Raw genomic sequence first — 20461 nt, 5'->3', positions numbered from 1 at the left:
CTCCTTATAAGGTTATAATTTTTTTGATTATTTGATGTGCACCAGGTGCTTGTAACATACTAAAATGATCCCCTGACACTACGTAGGGTGTCGCAGTGAAAGGTTTTCTATCAGGGTTGCTTAATGACTCACTTGCGTAAATAAAGTGCAGCTGTTCAAGCAGTTGTTCATTCGGTTTGTATTCGCTAAATATGCTGCTCTGCTTCAAATAGATCGTCTTCAACTTTTCGACCTGACTTGTTGCCGCGGTTTCATAGTCAATGTTTTCAAATTGCTTACGCAAACCTTGATGTACTTCATCCAGTGATTGCTCAAAGAAAGTGTCCAGCAGCACAGTTTCAATGGTGCGAATTGACGCTTTTAATCGCGAGTGCAATTCAGCAGCAACTGCACCACCAAATGAATGCCCAACTACTATGAGTTTTTGTTCGCGAGCTTTATCTGGTAATTCACTGATCACTTCATCAACAATGTTATGAATAGAGTCGTGTGCTGGCTGATCATCTAATACTCCCCGATGGTTATAAGCGTAAACATTGCAAGGTAGAGAATTAAGTCCAGCGTTTACTACAGAGAACGAGCTCGCAATTCCTGCAACACCAGGAATATACAAAATGGAGAACTCGGCATGTGTACTTTCTTTCAAGCGTGCAATTGGAGCTATAGAATTTACTTGTTGCTCCTGTCGAGCCAACTCTCGTAATACCGGCGTTCTAAAAACTGACTGAATCGTGGTATTCACAGCCAACCGCGCACGAATTTCTGCCACCAAGCGCACCACCAATAACGAATGTCCGCCCAACTCAAAGAAGTTCGCATTGGCACTGATTTTATCTTCCGCAACACCCAGTAACTCACTCCAAATACCAACTAAAGCTCGCTCATTATCCGTACTCGGGGCAACATATTCGCCTTGTAACCCCACACCATCCGGTATCGGCAGTGCCTTCTTGTTGATTTTGCCATTGCTCGTCAACGGCCATTCCGTAATGTCTACAAATACCGCTGGCACCAAGTGGCTCGGTAAACGCGCCGTCAAGGTCTCGCGAACGCTATCCGTTATGGCGCTCACCTCATCCTGTGCTTTGACATAGGCCACCAACTGCGCACTGCCCGCCAACTCACATACTCGTACAACACTACTGTCTACTCCTTCAACCGCATTCACCTGCGCTTCAACTTCCCCAAGCTCTATCCTAAAGCCGCGGATTTTAACTTGGTCATCCGCACGCCCGATAAACGCCAACGTGCCATCCGCACGGTAACGCACCAAGTCTCCCGTTCTGTACAAACGTGCACTGCTACAAGGATTGTTGGCATCAAAGTAAGGGTTATCTACAAACCGCTCTGCCGTTAGCTCAGCTCGGTTTAGATAGCCATTCGCAACCCCTAAACCACCAACGTATAACTCACCAACACACCCCATTGGCACTAGGTCATGCTGTGTTGGATGCGCAATCACCAGTTGTGCATACGGTAGCGCTCGACCTATATGCGGAGTATCTCCCGCTATCTTCGTCACCGTACTGTTCACCGTACATTCTGTCGGCCCATAGACGTTATAAAAACACTGTGATGACACCGCACTTTGCGCCGCAAGCGCTTGCCAAAGTGCTGAGTGGATAGCTTCACCACCTATAAGCAGATGCGGCATATCACTTAACGACAACGCTTCTAACCAGTAACTCAGTAAGCTCGGTGTACAATCTAAGACATCAACTTGCTCTGTTGTCAGCCAAGTTTTTAAGAGCGTAGGGTCTTTTTTCTGTGTTTCTGTCAGTACACTCAGTGTTTTACCTTTGGCTAGAAAACACAGTCCTTGTAAAGACGCATCAAAAATATAGTTCGCACACCACCCTACTTTTTTGACATCATCAAACCAAGTGTCCATCTCATCAGCAAGCATCGTTAAGTTGCGATGCGTAACCTCCACTCCTTTCGGTTTACCCGTTGTGCCTGAGGTGTAAATCACATAGGCAACTTGCTCGGCACTTAGTTTGACATCGACTAAGCGCGCTTTGCTGTAATGCTGATATTGTGTCTTGGCTTGCGTCAATATCACCGACTGCGAGCCACTGCCTGCAAGTAAGGAGCTCGTCGCCGTTTCACACAACACCACCGACAACTCTGCATCTTCAACAATGTCTTGAATTCGAGTAACGGGATGTGTCGGATCTAATGGCACATAAGCTGCGCCCAATTTCCACACCGCCACTATCGCAACCAGCATGTCGATTGAACGTGATAAACACAGTCCAACCCGCGCTCCTGCGGTGACTTGATACTGCTCTTTTAGATAGCCCGCCAACTGGTTCGCTTGTGCATCCAGCGCTGCAAAACTGATTGACTCTCCCTCACAACGCACCGCTTCTTGCTCTGCACGTTCAGCCGCCAGTGCTTCAAACTGTAAGGCAGCGTGTTTTGGCGTACCACTATCTGCGCACATGTTCGGCACAGTGAGTAGCTGCTGACGCTCTTGCTCCGTTATCATCGATAACTGAGTCAGTGTAATTGCTTGCTCTTGCTCTACCGGCAATTGGGCAAATACAGTCAATAGCTCTAATAAGTGTGACTGCATTTGCTGAATATGTGCACCGCTAAACAGGCTCGTATCATAAATCCAGTTCACCTTAACGCCATCGTCTTGCAGACTGAGGTGAATATCCAAGTCGAACTTCGCCTGAACACTATCGTTACCCATCGCCGATAAGGTCACTCCAGCGCCAGCTTGCGATTCTGTCTCATGCTGCGTAACACCATAGTTGGTTTCTGTCGTCATCGAAATTTGGAACAGCGGCGTATACGCCGTACTTCGAGGGACTTGTAAACGCTCTACCAATTGCTCAAACGGTACATCCTGATTCGACTGAGCATCTAAGTGCACTTGTTTTACATGCGCTAAGTAACCCCCTAAGTCTTCATGATTGGTGTTCACTCGCAGCACCAAAGTATTCACAAAAAACCCGATTAACTCACTTAGCTCTCGCTGCATCCGATTCGCCACCGGCGTCCCTATCACGATATCTTCGCTGTAGCTGTGTCTGGATAACACTAAGCTCAGCGCTCCATGCAGCAACATAAACGGCGTTAACCCATGCGCTTTGGCTAACCGCGCTAAGCCATCTCGTACCGACTTATCTAACTGACCTCGTACCACCGCTCCTGCAAATTGCTTCGTCTCAGGGCGTGGATAATCCAGTGCTAAGCTATGTAAACTCGGCGCATCCGCAAGCTGCTCTGTCCAGTAACTCAACTGCCGCTCTAACACCTCACCTTCTAGGTGCGTGCGTTGCCAATGTGCATAATCGCCATACTGAATCGCTAACGCTGGTAATGGACTGGCTTCTCCTTGTGAAAACGCCTGATATAACCGCGCAAACTCTTTGTTGAGTAACGCCATGGACCAACCATCTGATGCTATATGGTGCATGTTAAACAACAACACCCCATCTTGCTGTGCTAACCCTGTATGGATATAGCCCACCCGCAACATCAGGTCCTTGGATAAATCAAACCCGGTTAACGCGTTGTCTTTTATCGCCTGTGCTACCGCTTGCTGTTGTGCTTCAACCGATAACCCTCGGAAGTCTTGCTCTTGCACTCTAAACGTCACCGCTGACATCGGTAATACCTGTTGCTGTACCACCCCCGCTTGCGTTTCGTGTTCAACGTACACACTGCGTAGCACTTCATGTCTAGCAATAATGTGCTCACACACTCGTGTCAGTACTTCAAGGTCTAAGTGACCTTTTACCGACAGCGCCATCGGCATGTTGTATTCCACCGAGCTACCTTGCATCGCATCAATAAACCACAAACGCTGCTGTGAGAACGACACGGGTAAACGCCCACTTTCTCGCTCAACCGCTTTAATTGGCGGAAGTACATGACCTGATTGATGTTCTAGTAAAGCTGCTAAATCCGATAAAACTGGAGCGGTAAAGACTGCTTTTATCGCCAGCTCCGCTGCCAACCGCGCACGAATTTCTGCCACCAAGCGCACCACCAATAACGAATGTCCGCCCAACTCAAAGAAGTTCGCATTGGCACTGATTTTATCTTCCGCAACACCCAGTAACTCACTCCAAATACCAACTAAAGCTCGCTCATTATCCGTACTCGGGGCAACATATTCGCCTTGTAACCCCACACCATCCGGTATCGGCAGTGCCTTCTTGTTGATTTTGCCATTGCTCGTCAACGGCCATTCCGTAATGTCTACAAATACCGCTGGCACCAAGTGGCTCGGTAAACGCGCCGTCAAGGTCTCGCGAACGCTATCCGTTATGGCGCTCACCTCATCCTGTGCTTTGACATAGGCCACCAACTGCGCACTGCCCGCCAACTCACATACTCGTACAACACTACTGTCTACTCCTTCAACCGCATTCACCTGCGCTTCAACTTCCCCAAGCTCTATCCTAAAGCCGCGGATTTTAACTTGGTCATCCGCACGCCCGATAAACGCCAACGTGCCATCCGCACGGTAACGCACCAAGTCTCCCGTTCTGTACAAACGTGCACTGCTACAAGGATTGTTGGCATCAAAGTAAGGGTTATCTACAAACCGCTCTGCCGTTAGCTCAGCTCGGTTTAGATAGCCATTCGCAACCCCTAAACCACCAACGTATAACTCACCAACACACCCCATTGGCACTAGGTCATGCTGTGTTGGATGCGCAATCACCAGTTGTGCATACGGTAGCGCTCGACCTATATGCGGAGTATCTCCCGCTATCTTCGTCACCGTACTGTTCACCGTACATTCTGTCGGCCCATAGACGTTATAAAAACACTGTGATGACACCGCACTTTGCGCCGCAAGCGCTTGCCAAAGTGCTGAGTGGATAGCTTCACCACCTATAAGCAGATGCGGCATATCACTTAACGACAACGCTTCTAACCAGTAACTCAGTAAGCTCGGTGTACAATCTAAGACATCAACTTGCTCTGTTGTCAGCCAAGTTTTTAAGAGCGTAGGGTCTTTTTTCTGTGTTTCTGTCAGTACACTCAGTGTTTTACCTTTGGCTAGAAAACACAGTCCTTGTAAAGACGCATCAAAAATATAGTTCGCACACCACCCTACTTTTTTGACATCATCAAACCAAGTGTCCATCTCATCAGCAAGCATCGTTAAGTTGCGATGCGTAACCTCCACTCCTTTCGGTTTACCCGTTGTGCCTGAGGTGTAAATCACATAGGCAACTTGCTCGGCACTTAGTTTGACATCGACTAAGCGCGCTTTGCTGTAATGCTGATATTGTGTCTTGGCTTGCGTCAATATCACCGACTGCGAGCCACTGCCTGCAAGTAAGGAGCTCGTCGCCGTTTCACACAACACCACCGACAACTCTGCATCTTCAACAATGTCTTGAATTCGAGTAACGGGATGTGTCGGATCTAATGGCACATAAGCTGCGCCCAATTTCCACACCGCCACTATCGCAACCAGCATGTCGATTGAACGTGATAAACACAGTCCAACCCGCGCTCCTGCGGTGACTTGATACTGCTCTTTTAGATAGCCCGCCAACTGGTTCGCTTGTGCATCCAGCGCTGCAAAACTGATTGACTCTCCCTCACAACGCACCGCTTCTTGCTCTGCACGTTCAGCCGCCAGTGCTTCAAACTGTAAGGCAGCGTGTTTTGGCGTACCACTATCTGCGCACATGTTCGGCACAGTGAGTAGCTGCTGACGCTCTTGCTCCGTTATCATCGATAACTGAGTCAGTGTAATTGCTTGCTCTTGCTCTACCGGCAATTGGGCAAATACAGTCAATAGCTCTAATAAGTGTGACTGCATTTGCTGAATATGTGCACCGCTAAACAGGCTCGTATCATAAATCCAGTTCACCTTAACGCCATCGTCTTGCAGACTGAGGTGAATATCCAAGTCGAACTTCGCCTGAACACTATCGTTACCCATCGCCGATAAGGTCACTCCAGCGCCAGCTTGCGATTCTGTCTCATGCTGCGTAACACCATAGTTGGTTTCTGTCGTCATCGAAATTTGGAACAGCGGCGTATACGCCGTACTTCGAGGGACTTGTAAACGCTCTACCAATTGCTCAAACGGTACATCCTGATTCGACTGAGCATCTAAGTGCACTTGTTTTACATGCGCTAAGTAACCCCCTAAGTCTTCATGATTGGTGTTCACTCGCAGCACCAAAGTATTCACAAAAAACCCGATTAACTCACTTAGCTCTCGCTGCATCCGATTCGCCACCGGCGTCCCTATCACGATATCTTCGCTGTAGCTGTGTCTGGATAACACTAAGCTCAGCGCTCCATGCAGCAACATAAACGGCGTTAACCCATGCGCTTTGGCTAACCGCGCTAAGCCATCTCGTACCGACTTATCTAACTGACCTCGTACCACCGCTCCTGCAAATTGCTTCGTCTCAGGGCGTGGATAATCCAGTGCTAAGCTATGTAAACTCGGCGCATCCGCAAGCTGCTCTGTCCAGTAACTCAACTGCCGCTCTAACACCTCACCTTCTAGGTGCGTGCGTTGCCAATGTGCATAATCGCCATACTGAATCGCTAACGCTGGTAATGGACTGGCTTCTCCTTGTGAAAACGCCTGATATAACCGCGCAAACTCTTTGTTGAGTAACGCCATGGACCAACCATCTGATGCTATATGGTGCATGTTAAACAACAACACCCCATCTTGCTGTGCTAACCCTGTATGGATATAGCCCACCCGCAACATCAGGTCCTTGGATAAATCAAACCCGGTTAACGCGTTGTCTTTTATCGCCTGTGCTACCGCTTGCTGTTGTGCTTCAACCGATAACCCTCGGAAGTCTTGCTCTTGCACTCTAAACGTCACCGCTGACATCGGTAATACCTGTTGCTGTACCACCCCCGCTTGCGTTTCGTGTTCAACGTACACACTGCGTAGCACTTCATGTCTAGCAATAATGTGCTCACACACTCGTGTCAGTACTTCAAGGTCTAAGTGACCTTTTACCGACAGCGCCATCGGCATGTTGTATTCCACCGAGCTACCTTGCATCGCATCAATAAACCATAAACGCTGCTGTGAGAACGACACGGGTAAACGCCCACTTTCTCGCTCAACCGCTTTAATTGGCGGAAGTACATGACCTGATTGATGTTCTAGTAAAGCTGCTAAATCCGATAAAACTGGAGCGGTAAAGACTGCTTTTATCGCCAGCTCCGCTGCCAACCGCGCACGAATTTCTGCCACCAAGCGCACCACCAATAACGAATGTCCGCCTAACTCAAAGAAGTTCGCATTGGCACTGATTTTATCCTTGGGAATATCTAGAAGCTCTGACCATATCGTGGTCAGTACTTGTTCATTTGACGATGCAGGTGCAAGGTAATTATCACTGGCGATATCTGGCTCTGGGAGCGCTCTACGGTCTACCTTACCATTTGCTGTTAACGGCCAATCTGAAACCACCACCATGCGGTTAGGTACCATATATTCGGGAACCTGCTCACTCAGTTGTGCTTTCACGACTGTCAAAAAGTCACACTCGTGTGCCACCTGCTCTTTGGCTTTCACATATCCAATAAGCTGCGCACTTCCTGACACTTCACGAACAAGCACCAGCGCAGAATCTACGGCTTCAAGCTGTCCCAGCTGAGATTCAATCTCACCTAACTCGACTCTAAAACCTCTAACCTTTATTTGGTTATCCGTTCGTCCAACAAACGCTAAATCGCCTTCTGGTAAATAGCGAACCAAATCTCCAGTTCTGTACAGTCGCTCGGAGCTGCGGTTTTTTTCATCATAGTAAGGATTATTAATAAAACGCTCTGCCGTGAGCTCTGCGCGGTTTAAGTAACCTCTAGCAAGCCCATCTCCTCCAACATATAGCTCACCTATTGCCCCCTCTGGTACCAACTCTCCATGTAAACCCAAGATATAAGTAACATCAGAACTAAGCTTTTTACCTATTGGCACCAGCTTATACTCGCGTGATGAGGAAAACTGATAGGTCGTTGAAAACGTCGTATTTTCCGTTGGACCATAGCCATTTATTAACTGCACCTGCGGCAAATATCGTAATGTTCGCTCAATCGCACTGGTATCCAGCACATCCCCACCGGCTAATACCTGCTCTAACGGACTGTCTGTCGGAACATGGAACGACCACTCCCGAAACAACCCCGCTGTGAGCCATAATGTATTCACACAATGACGCGCGACTTCTTCATTAAGCGTCGTTGGTAATAGTTCAGAATGAGGGTAGAGAACCACCTGCCCGCCATTGAGCAATGGTCCCCATATTTCTAGCGTCGCGGCATCAAATGCGATATTGGCACATTGCATCATGACCGTTTGAGCGTTAAGTGTCATAAAGCGCTGCCCAATGACCAAACGCACAACGCCTAGATGCGGGGTTAATACTCCTTTAGGTTTGCCCGTAGAGCCGGATGTGTAAATCACATACGCAAGGTTTTGTGCATTTATATGATGCAGTTCGGGGTTATGTGCCGATTCTTCACTCCATGCTCCCTGTGTTTCTGCCACACCGATCCCTTCAACATTGATCAGCTCGCCAGTAAACCTGCTCAACACATGGGATACTTTATTCTGTGTGACAATTACTCCAAGTTGAGCATCGTCTATCAAATAACTTAACCGCTCTTGAGGATAGCTGGGATCTAACGGAACATAAGCACCACCGGATTTAAGAATAGCCAACATGCCTATTAGCATTTCCAGCGACCGTTCTACGCATAACCCAACTAACATATCTGGCGCAATATTGAAATTACGCTTAAGGTAGTAGGCCAACTGGTTGGCTCTTTCATTCACTTGCTGATAAGTCAGCGCCTGCTCCTGATATCTAACCGCTATTGCATCAGGCGTCTGCTGCACTTGTTGTTCAAATAATGTGTGAATACACGCTGTTGTCGGGTAATCAATCGCGACATGATTGTAGTCATATAGTAACTTTTCTCGCTCATTTTCGGTCAACATTTCGAGTTGGTTAAGAGCAACATTACCCGTTGTAACGACACAACTTAATTCCTTTAATAGCTGACACAAGTGTTGATTTAGCTTTTCAATATGCGTGTCACTAAACAGGCTCGTATCATAAATCCAGTTCACCTTAACGCCATCGTCTTGCAGACTGAGGTGAATATCCAAGTCGAACTTCGCCTGAACACTATCGTTACCCATCGCCGATAAGGTCACTCCAGCGCCAGCTTGCGATTCTGTCTCATGCTGCGTAACACCATAGTTGGTTTCTGTCGTCATCGAAATTTGGAACAGCGGCGTATACGCCGTACTTCGAGGGACTTGTAAACGCTCTACCAATTGCTCAAACGGTACATCCTGATTCGACTGAGCATCTAAGTGCACTTGTTTTACATGCGCTAAGTAACCCCCTAAGTCTTCATGATTGGTGTTCACTCGCAGCACCAAAGTATTCACAAAAAACCCGATTAACTCACTTAGCTCTCGCTGCATCCGATTCGCCACCGGCGTCCCTATCACGATATCTTCGCTGTAGCTGTGTCTGGATAACACTAAGCTCAGCGCTCCATGCAGCAACATAAACGGCGTTAACCCATGCGCTTTGGCTAACCGCGCTAAGCCATCTCGTACCGACTTATCTAACTGACCTCGTACCACCGCTCCTGCAAATTGCTTCGTCTCAGGGCGTGGATAATCCAGTGCTAAGCTATGTAAACTCGGCGCATCCGCAAGCTGCTCTGTCCAGTAACTCAACTGCCGCTCTAACACCTCACCTTCTAGGTGCGTGCGTTGCCAATGTGCATAATCGCCATACTGAATCGCTAACGCTGGTAATGGACTGGCTTCTCCTTGTGAAAACGCCTGATATAACCGCGCAAACTCTTTGTTGAGTAACGCCATGGACCAACCATCTGATGCTATATGGTGCATGTTAAACAACAACACCCCATCTTGCTGTGCTAACCCTGTATGGATATAGCCCACCCGCAACATCAGGTCCTTGGATAAATCAAACCCGGTTAACGCGTTGTCTTTTATCGCCTGTGCTACCGCTTGCTGTTGTGCTTCAACCGATAACCCTCGGAAGTCTTGCTCTTGCACTCTAAACGTCACCGCTGACATCGGTAATACCTGTTGCTGTACCACCCCCGCTTGCGTTTCGTGTTCAACGTACACACTGCGTAGCACTTCATGTCTAGCAATAATGTGCTCACACACTCGTGTCAGTACTTCAAGGTCTAAGTGACCTTTTACCGACAGCGCCATCGGCATGTTGTATTCCACCGAGCTACCTTGCATCGCATCAATAAACCATAAACGCTGCTGTGAGAACGACACGGGTAAACGCCCACTTTCTCGCTCAACCGCTTTAATTGGCGGAAGTACATGACCTGATTGATGTTCTAGTAAAGCTGCTAAATCCGATAAAACTGGAGCGGTAAAGACTGCTTTTATCGCCAGCTCCGCTGCCAACCGCGCACGAATTTCTGCCACCAAGCGCACCACCAATAACGAATGTCCGCCCAACTCAAAGAAGTTCGCATTGGCACTGATTTTATCTTCCGCAACACCCAGTAACTCACTCCAAATACCAACTAAAGCTCGCTCATTATCCGTACTCGGGGCAACATATTCGCCTTGTAACCCCACACCATCCGGTATCGGCAGTGCCTTCTTGTTGATTTTGCCATTGCTCGTCAACGGCCATTCCGTAATGTCTACAAATACCGCTGGCACCAAGTGGCTCGGTAAACGCGCCGTCAAGGTCTCGCGAACGCTATCCGTTATGGCGCTCACCTCATCCTGTGCTTTGACATAGGCCACCAACTGCGCACTGCCCGCCAACTCACATACTCGTACAACACTACTGTCTACTCCTTCAACCGCATTCACCTGCGCTTCAACTTCCCCAAGCTCTATCCTAAAGCCGCGGATTTTAACTTGGTCATCCGCACGCCCGATAAACGCCAACGTGCCATCCGCACGGTAACGCACCAAGTCTCCCGTTCTGTACAAACGTGCACTGCTACAAGGATTGTTGGCATCAAAGTAAGGGTTATCTACAAACCGCTCTGCCGTTAGCTCAGCTCGGTTTAGATAGCCATTCGCAACCCCTAAACCACCAACGTATAACTCACCCACCGCCCCTTCTGGTGCCAACAGACCATCTTGTAAAATAAACAAACTGGTATTGTTGATAGCCCTTCCTATGGTTACCTCTTTTTCAGTACCTACGATTGAGGCGGCAGTACAAACATGTGTTTCTGTTGGTCCATAGTGGTTGAAAAGCTGCATCTCTGTATCTGCTAAGCACGCCCTAATCGCAGGTGTTAGCTCTAGCTTTTCTCCCGCGACATAAACTTCTTTTAGCGCCGTTGTCGTGTTTTTTTGCTGCCATTGTGAAGCAAAAAAATCAAACACCATGGGAGGTATAAACAACCGTTCGATTTGCAGCTCAGCGATGTAGTCCGCCAGTGTGATTAAATCTTCTTTTTGTGTCTCGTCGATGAGCACCAAGGTCGATGCACTGTAAAGTGCTGCATGTATTTCTTGGACTGAAACATCAAAAGTAAGAGGGGTGAATTGCAGTGTTTTTAATGCCTGTGCTTCATCTACCGTTGACTCAAGCAAGTTGATAATCGTTTGATGGGTTTGACGCACACCTTTTGGTTTACCTGTCGACCCCGAGGTATAGATAATATATGCATCATCACTTGCCTGACGCTCAGCAATAAACACATCATTTGCAGGGTAGGATTGTGACTGCTCTATCACTTGGTCCATGTTAACAAACGGACACACCGTTTGTGTAATTGTTGCTGTTGATTCAAGGTAAGTCAGCAACAGCTTGGGCGCCGCATCTTCAAAAACTGTTTGTATGCGCGATACCGGAGCAACAGGGTCTACAGGTAGATAAGCTGCCCCCGCTTTTAAAACGGCTAACATCGCGATAAGTTGTTGTGCTGAACGTCGACAACCAATCGCCACGATATCACCACGTTGAATGTGATAATGTTGCTGCAGATAATACGCGACACGGTTCGCTTGCGCATTCAGTTCACCGTAAGTGAGTTCACCTTCAGCACTGATCAGTGCAACCTGCTCCGGTGCACGTTGGGCACTTTGCTCAAGCAACTCATTAATGGCAAGTTTGCCACTCAGTTGGCGAGCATTATCATTGTGGTTTGAGATCAGTTGCTGCTGCTCTTGACGGCTTAATAAACTTAACTGCTTCAGCGCGGTAGCAGAATGAGTCGTAGATTCAGACAAAGCCGTTAATAATGTGGCAAGGTGGTCATTAAGCTGCTGAATATGGATGTCGCTAAATAAAGACTTATCGTAAGTCCATTTCAGTAGTACTCCTGTTTCGTTAAGATTAATGTGTACATCCAAATCGAATTTGGACTGCATCTCACTCGATAGCAGGCGTGTCAACTCAAGATCAGCGACGCCTATTGATTGTGACTCTTGCTCACTGTCAATCCCATAGTCATTTTGCGTTGTTAGCATGATTTGGAACAGCGGCGTATACGCCGTACTTCGAGGGACTTGTAAACGCTCTACCAATTGCTCAAACGGTACATCCTGATTCGACTGAGCATCTAAGTGCACTTGTTTTACATGCGCTAAGTAACCCCCTAAGTCTTCATGATTGGTGTTCACTCGCAGCACCAAAGTATTCACAAAAAACCCGATTAACTCACTTAGCTCTCGCTGCATCCGATTCGCCACCGGCGTCCCTATCACGATATCTTCGCTGTAGCTGTGTCTGGATAACACTAAGCTCAGCGCTCCATGCAGCAACATAAACGGCGTTAACCCATGCGCTTTGGCTAACCGCGCTAAGCCATCTCGTACCGACTTATCTAACTGACCTCGTACCACCGCTCCTGCAAATTGCTTCGTCTCAGGGCGTGGATAATCCAGTGCTAAGCTATGTAAACTCGGCGCATCCGCAAGCTGCTCTGTCCAGTAACTCAACTGCCGCTCTAACACCTCACCTTCTAGGTGCGTGCGTTGCCAATGTGCATAATCGCCATACTGAATCGCTAACGCTGGTAATGGACTGGCTTCTCCTTGTGAAAACGCCTGATATAACCGCGCAAACTCTTTGTTGAGTAACGCCATGGACCAACCATCTGATGCTATATGGTGCATGTTAAACAACAACACCCCATCTTGCTGTGCTAACCCTGTATGGATATAGCCCACCCGCAACATCAGGTCCTTGGATAAATCAAACCCGGTTAACGCGTTGTCTTTTATCGCCTGTGCTACCGCTTGCTGTTGTGCTTCAACCGATAACCCTCGGAAGTCTTGCTCTTGCACTCTAAACGTCACCGCTGACATCGGTAATACCTGTTGCTGTACCACCCCCGCTTGCGTTTCGTGTTCAACGTACACACTGCGTAGCACTTCATGTCTAGCAATAATGTGCTCACACACTCGTGTCAGTACTTCAAGGTCTAAGTGACCTTTTACCGACAGCGCCATCGGCATGTTGTATTCCACCGAGCTACCTTGCATCGCATCAATAAACCACAAACGCTGCTGTGAGAACGACACGGGGTAACGTTTGTTGTCATTTTTTGGGCTAGGGCGATTCGATAAAAAACTAATTATTTCTTGCTTCGCCGACACTATTTGCTGTTTAAGCTCTGGCGTCATTGCACCTTGGCGAGCTTTAAACTTCAATTTTCCATCTTCAAGATACAGGTGAATTCCTGCAACCTCAGCTTGTTTGACTATCTCGATGACCATTACAACTCACCTTCTTCCGTCAACTCACTTTCTTCAATGGCTTGACTAATTGGGGTTATGGACATCAAATTTGCAGACACTAATTCTTCTTCTGCTAGATTACACAGGGCCTCTACCGTTGAATGGGCAAACAGCGCTTTCAGCGGAATGGTTTTACCCGTTTCCTTCTTGATAATATTGATCAGTCTGGTTGCTAACAATGAATGCCCACCTAATGCGAAAAAGTCATCTCTAATACCCACTTGCGGCACATCTAATAACTTTTCCCAAATAGCACACATTTTTCTTTGATCTGCCGTTTCCGGTGCAACATAGTGCTGCTGATCCGATTGGGACTCAGAGACGTTCGGTAAAGCCGACTTATCTAACTTGCCGTTGGCATTGGTAGGCAACCTTTCAAGTTCCACAAAGGCACTTGGATACATATAGCTCGGTAGCAGATCAGTACAAGCTTTTTGCAATACTGACAATGATATACAGCTTTCGTTTGGTACAACATAAGCTGCAATACTCAGCTCTTGGCCCTGTTCAAATGTAATAACAGCGACATCTTTTACCAGTTGGGTCTGACGGAGGACCGATTCAATTTCAGCCAATTCAACTCGGTAACCTCGCACTTTTACCTGTCCATCAATACGGCTACCAAACTGCAGATTACCATCGGCTAACCAGCGAACCTGATCTCCGGTCCGATAAAATCGACGCTGAACCCCTTCATTGTCAGCCAATGTTATAAACTTCTCAGCAGTCAACTCCGGCTTGTTAAGATATCCTTTAGCAACACATTCCCCAGCAACAAACAGTTCCCCTGTCGTGCCGACTGGTACTGGACGCAAATGCTTATCTAATACGCGAACCTGAGTGTTATCCATAGGCTTACCTATTGGCACAGACTCAAGTTTATGCTCAATGGTTAATTCCGACGTATCAAAAATGGTACAACCAACCACAGTCTCTGTTGGACCATAATGGTTGAACACCTTGGCTTTAGGAAAGACGTGACGTACGCTAAACAACCGTTCCATTGTCAACGTATCTCCCCCAATCACGAAGGTATGTGGCGCGTCGCAAACTATGCCATCAAGCAAATCAAGCACAGCTTGTATATGCATCGGTGTTAATCGAACGAGACAACCAGCATTGCTGCTTAACAATAATGCTTTCAGACTTTCGATTTCTTCTCCCCAAGGCGCTAAGTTTGCTGTTTTTCCTCTCATTAACGGTAACAATAACCCTGGGATTGCGAGATCAAAGCCATGTGACGTACTCACGATTGAGCCTTGCAGGTGATCTGAAAAATAATGCTTAGAAGCAAAGCAAAGATAGTCAGTCATGCTGCGATAGGCGATTTCAACTCCTTTGGGCTGCCCTGTTGTACCTGAGGTGTAAATAACATAGGCGGTCCCCTGCTGATACTCCGCTTGAGTATGAATCTCTAGGTTATCTGCCTCATATTCCTCAAGCCAAGTCGGATCGTTCAAGCTCTCTTCTAGGGTCAAAACATCAATCCCGCGCAGGGGAAGCTGCTCTATGAGAGAAGACTGCGTCAATACTAATTCGATATCCGCATCATCTAGAATATATTTAATTCGCTGCTGGGTATTATTTGGTTCAATAAGTACATATGCCGCACCAATTTTTTGCACTGCAAGCATCGCAATATAAAGCTCAAGGTTGCGCAAAGTGAATATACCGATGTAATCCCCTTGACCAAGACCTTGATCCAACAAGAAGTGTGCTAATCGATTAGCTCGCTGATTAAGCTGTTCGTAAGTGAGTTGCTGTGAGCCGACCACTACCGCGAGCGTTTGCGGAGATAACTCGCATTGCGCTTCAAATTCCTTTACAAAGCTCGTTGTGGCAAATCTATCGTCTTTTTCACTTACGCCAAAACTATCCAACTTTGCCAGTTGTTTTGGTTGTATTAAGCTAAGCTTGGCATGTTGTTGCTCTGGAGCTGAAACTAGGCTTTGTAACGCTTGTAAATAACAATCCGCTATCATGCTGATATGTTGATGTGAGTATTTCGACTGATTGTAGCGAATAGCCAAGTTCAAAATATCTGACTCATGGGCTCGTTGGAACATCACCTTAAAGTCAAAATTAGCCTGCGCGAAGTTTGTCGAATCGACCACGCTTACTTCTTGATCACCCGCTACGTCCTGATACCCATGAAAATGCGTGTAGTTAAAGGTAACTTCGGAAAAGTCTCGCTGACTTTCACGTTGAATAATTGACAGAGGAAAATGACGATATTTGGCATTGTCAATCATGGTTTGCTTGATAGTTTGAATAAGCTCAGCCCAACTACCTTGTTGAACATTGATACTGACTGGCAGCAAGTTCAAAAACAGTCCAAAACCGGAATCTCCACCTTGTTTTTCTGGACGACCATTATTAGTCACACAACTGATCACCTTGTCGCTACCACTAACAAAGGCCAACACTTTAAAATGCACAGCCAACAAAACATGTTGTAACGGTACGCCAAGTTGTCGAGCTAATTTAATTGCTGATTGTGCGTATTGGTTAACCTGCTCAACCATGACCACATTGTCCGCAGCAACAACTTCGTTTGGTGTACTCGGCAATTCAGGGATCTGCTTATTTGGTGCGTCAGTGATAGCAGACATCCAATAATCTCGCGCTTGCTGATCTGACATAGCGCTAAGTTCTTGGGCCACAAAATCTCGCTGCGCCCAATCTAACTCAAGTGCGTTCATCGGCTGCTCGTTGAGCAATTGACGATACATGCCATATAACTCAGTTTTAAGAGATACGACACTCCAACCATCTAAAATAGAGTGATGGCAACTGAGCGTGAACTGGAAGCTATTTTCGCCGCGTAAATGAATAAATAGTCTAAATAACGGCGCTTGCTCCCAGATGAATGGATTACGTTTTTCTTGCTCAATCCAATCAGCCACAAACTGATCTTGCTGCGGTGTTGTTTGCCCCGATATATCAACAACTTGCAGTGGAAGTGGAATCGATGCGTGCACGCGTTGTAAAGGTCTATCACCCGATAGATCATAGCTGGTTCTAAGTATCGGGTGATGCTCAACCATGTTGGCAAGCGCTTGTGCAAACTTACTTTCATCCCATTGCCATTCGATATGATGGGACATAATATCGTGGTACATGGTTTCTTCCATGACCGTGTGAAATACCATTCCTTCTTGCAATGTTGAAAGCGGATAAGCATCTACAAATTGTGCACATCGATTACGCTCTTCTTCGTTCAACAATGCAAAAGGTTGTAATTCTGTTTCTTGCGCAGCATTTGCAGATTGGAACTTATCTAGTGCGGCAATTTTGGCAATGGACTGCAGCTCAAATAAATCCGATAGCGTTAGATCAATACCTTGCTGTTTAGCCATCGCCGTAATACGAATGGCCAAAATGGAGTCGCCGCCTAATGAGAAGAAATTATCTTCAATACCTACCTGTTCAGTTTGGAATACTGTCTGCCAGATAGTACACAACTGTATTTGCAACTCTGTGCTAGGTGCGACATAAATACTCTGCAACGCAGCTGACTCAGGCTTTGGTAAAGCTCGTAAATCGACTTTGCCATTATTCGTCAGTTTAAAACTCTCCACCTCGACAAATAATGCAGGGATCATATGAGCTGGGAGTTTTTCAGCCAAAAATTCGCGTAACACTTCAGACCATGAGCTAGCATATTGAGCCTCAGCTCGAACACAAAAATACGCAACAAGTCGTTTATCGCCACTGGGCATTTGATCTGCAATCACGACCGCATCATTTAGCGCTGGGTGCTGCAATAAGTGATATTGGATCTCTCCAAGCTCAATTCTAAAGCCTCTAACTTTTACCTGATGATCAATACGACCTTGATAGAAAAGGTTACCTTGCGCATCTCGCTTACATAGATCTCCCGAGCGATAACAGCGTACTTGTCTGCCAGCGATAGTCAGCTCTACAAAGCGTTCCGCATTAAGTTCTGGACGGTTTAAATACCCTCTAGCTAAGCCTCCACCCGTAACCAGCATTTCTCCGGTGACTTCTTGTGGTACGATTTCTTGATATGGGTTACAAACCAACACTGCTAGATCATCTAACGGTTTACCTATGCCCGATGCTCGTTTATCTGCACTGTTAACTTCTGCAAATGTAACATGTACCGTTGTTTCCGTGATGCCATACATGTTGACCAATTGCGTTTGCTCACAGCCCGCTCTAGCAAACCAGGAAACTAGCTTTTGCGTTTCTAAAGCCTCACCACCAAATACGACATAGCGTAATGAAGCAAGCAATGCGTTTTCAGGTAGATTTGCTAACAGCTGATAAAATGCAGACGGCGTTTGGTTTAGTACCGAAACTTGGTGCTGTTCGATAATATTGATTAGCGCAACAGGATCTCGGCTTTGCGCATAGTCCACAACAACTAGTTTGCCACCATAGAAAAATGCCCCCCAAAGCTCCCACACTGAAAAGTCAAAAGCATAGGAATGGAATAGCGTCCAAGTATCGTGTTCACTGAATTGGAAATGCTTCTCCGCGGATGCCATCAATCGCACCACGTTGTGATGTTCAATCATCACGCCCTTAGGCTTACCCGTAGAGCCTGAGGTATAAATCACATAAGCCAAATGGTGTGGCTGCACCCCTGAATCTGTTTGACTAACATTGCTCTGGCTGTAGCCTGTCAGCAGCATATCTGAATCTAATTCCACTATTTCAGCATCGCAATCAGAGGCTATCTCGGCATGGGCTGAAACCGTAATCACCAACGATGGCTTCGCATCTTGTAACACATGGGTTAAATGAGACTGAGGATATCTAGGATCGACTGGCACATACGCGCCACCAGCCTTGAGCACGGCTAACAGGGCTACTACCATGTCGACATTTCTATCTAAACATAAGGCGACTAAAGCGTCTGGTTTTACCCCTTTTTCACGTAACAGGTGGGCTAATTGGTTGGCTTTTTGATTAAGTTGAGCGTAACTCAACTGCTCCTCATTACATACTACCGCGATACGATCCGCATGTTGTTCAACTTGTTGTTCAAATATTTCATGCAAGCAATATTTAGGTTCATAGTTTGCTAACGCCGCTAACTCTGTTTGTAAAGAATGTTCATCTCGATTTAGTACTACACCCAATAATTCACCTACCGCATTAGACGTCTGCATCTCAGACATAGTCCCTAACAGAGACTGCAAATTACTCGCTATAGTTGCGATTAATGAATCACTAAACAGTCCCCTTTTATACCTCAGCTTAATGTGTATTGTTTCTGACTGGCTGACTACCAGAGTTAATGGAAAGTTGGTTTCTCCAAACGAACCAACATTTTCAATTTCAATGGGTAAGGCTGCACTACTCTCCTTTACTGCTGTGTCAATAGGATAGTTTTCAAACACTACCAAGCTATCAAATAGCCCACTACCTGATGATACGTCTGATAACTGCTGGATTTCAGCGAGAGAGAAGTAACCATATTCTTGACTTTCGGTATTAGATTGTTGCAATTGATTAAATAGACTTTGTAGTGACGCGTTACGATCAAATGTGGCAGCAACAGGCAACGAATTAATAAATAGACCTACGATTGACTCTACGTTCGCAAGCGTTGCAGGACGTCCAGAAATTGTGGCACCAAACACCACTTTTTCATCCCCCGTGTAATAGTGCAAAATCGCAGACCATGCGGCTTGGACTAGTACATTAACGGTACATTTTGCACGCTTGGCCAAAGCAACTAATTGCTCTGTCAAATCAGCTGCGATGGTGACGCAATATTCGCTTTCTCCTGCGATATCACTTTGCACCATAGGAAGCTCAGTTTTTTCGCTAATATCTCCAACGACGGAACGCCAATAGGTTTGTGCAGCTTCTTTTGATTGCGAGCGCAACCATTGAATGTAATTTTTGTAAGGCACTGCGGCTGGAAATGAATGAGGTAACTGCACACCGGTATTACCAATGTAATTCGCCAATACTTCGCTAAAGACCAATGAAGAACACCAACCATCTAACAAAGCATGGTGATTACTCCAAATAAAGTGATACTTGCTCTCGGCTAGTTTCACTAGCTTCCAGCGCATCAATGGCGCTTGACCAAAGTCAAAACGTGTTCTTGTTTCTTGCGCTCTTAGCTCGTCTAATTTAGCTTCTAAATCAGAATGTTGTGACCAATCCAGCACTTCAAAGTCTAGCTCACAGTGAGTTTGCACTAATTGATGGATCACTTCAAAATCGAAACCGACAAAGCAGGTACGGAAAATATCATGTTTGGCAACCACTGCCTGCCAAGCACCTTTAAATGCAGCAATGTCCAGCTCACCAAACAGGTCGCAATAGGTGACGTTAACGTAGGCGTTTTCTTCACCATCTAACATACCGTGAAATAACATGCCTCGCTGCATTGCCGTACTAACGTAAAGATCTTGAATGTGCTGATAATCGCGTTCTATCGACTGCAATTGCGACTGTTCCAACTGCGCCAGCGGGAAGTCTGATAAGGTAAACCGGCTAGACTGTTGCTTTTGTTGTTCAGCCGCTTCTAAAACCTGGATCACTTCAACTTTGTTCTGTTTTAGATCTTCGACGAGCTCTTTGGTTAGTTTTGACTTTGCTCCCTGAACTTTAATCTGCCCGTTGATGACACTTAAGTTAATACCTAACGCTCTGCATTGTTTAATAATTTTTATTGCTTTCATGGTAATCTTTACTATCAAAATTGGATTAATATTCGTG

2 protein-coding genes are annotated in these 20461 nt (G+C 46.5%); both read right to left on the bottom strand.

Annotated elements, in window-relative coordinates; translation table 11 throughout:
• Positions 1-4: 4 nt before the first annotated feature.
• Positions 5-13732, bottom strand: coding sequence for an amino acid adenylation domain-containing protein (locus ACSLBF_RS02680; RefSeq protein WP_440055082.1), 13728 nt, complete (start codon positions 13730-13732; stop codon positions 5-7).
• Positions 13732-20424 (bottom strand): amino acid adenylation domain-containing protein, encoded by a 6693-nt coding sequence (locus ACSLBF_RS02675; RefSeq protein ID WP_440055081.1) that lies wholly within the window; start codon positions 20422-20424, stop codon positions 13732-13734. The genes ACSLBF_RS02680 and ACSLBF_RS02675 overlap by 1 nt, the downstream gene beginning before the upstream one ends.
• Positions 20425-20461: the final 37 nt, after the last annotated feature.

The organism is Pseudoalteromonas sp. T1lg65 (assembly GCF_051930985.1).
Classification (GTDB): Bacteria; Pseudomonadota; Gammaproteobacteria; order Enterobacterales; family Alteromonadaceae; genus Pseudoalteromonas.
This window is presented reverse-complemented; position numbering and strand designations above follow the sequence as displayed.